This is a genomic window from Klebsiella sp. HN106 (assembly GCF_051209435.1).
GTDB lineage: Bacteria > Pseudomonadota > Gammaproteobacteria > Enterobacterales > Enterobacteriaceae > Klebsiella > Klebsiella oxytoca.
The window spans coordinates 1-897 of sequence record NZ_JBLURD010000074.1; the positions used below are offsets into that span (position 1 = coordinate 1).

General features: G+C 44.5%; 2 protein-coding genes. One reads left to right on the forward strand and one right to left on the reverse strand.

Annotated features, from left to right (window positions below):
• A partial coding sequence (locus ACSIPU_RS30355; protein ID WP_435322470.1) for an APH(3') family aminoglycoside O-phosphotransferase occupies positions 1-636 on the forward strand: 636 nt, incomplete at its 5' end.
• 189 nt (positions 637-825) lie between these two features.
• On the opposite strand, the gene ACSIPU_RS30360 is transcribed toward ACSIPU_RS30355, so the two are convergent.
• The coding region (locus ACSIPU_RS30360) for a hypothetical protein (protein WP_032414367.1) at positions 826-897 on the reverse strand (72 nt) is incomplete at its 5' end.

Below are 897 nucleotides of genomic sequence, written 5' to 3' on the forward strand. Positions count from 1 at the left end.
GTTGCCAATGATGTTACAGATGAGATGGTCAGACTAAACTGGCTGACGGAATTTATGCCTCTTCCGACCATCAAGCATTTTATCCGTACTCCTGATGATGCATGGTTACTCACCACTGCGATCCCCGGGAAAACAGCATTCCAGGTATTAGAAGAATATCCTGATTCAGGTGAAAATATTGTTGATGCGCTGGCAGTGTTCCTGCGCCGGTTGCATTCGATTCCTGTTTGTAATTGTCCTTTTAACAGCGATCGCGTATTTCGTCTCGCTCAGGCGCAATCACGAATGAATAACGGTTTGGTTGATGCGAGTGATTTTGATGACGAGCGTAATGGCTGGCCTGTTGAACAAGTCTGGAAAGAAATGCATAAGCTTTTGCCATTCTCACCGGATTCAGTCGTCACTCATGGTGATTTCTCACTTGATAACCTTATTTTTGACGAGGGGAAATTAATAGGTTGTATTGATGTTGGACGAGTCGGAATCGCAGACCGATACCAGGATCTTGCCATCCTATGGAACTGCCTCGGTGAGTTTTCTCCTTCATTACAGAAACGGCTTTTTCAAAAATATGGTATTGATAATCCTGATATGAATAAATTGCAGTTTCATTTGATGCTCGATGAGTTTTTCTAATCAGAATTGGTTAATTGGTTGTAACACTGGCAGAGCATTACGCTGACTTGACGGGACGGCGCTTCCCTACCCTCATGGCCGCCTCCCAGGAATCGACCCAGGTGCTTATCGTGGACATAATCCTTTACTCATAAATTGGCACTGTTGCAAAGTTAGCGATGAGGCAGCCTTTTGTCTTATTCAAAGGCCTTACATTTCAAAAACTCTGCTTACCAGGCGCATTTCGCCCAGGGGATCACCATAATAAAATGCTGAGGCCTG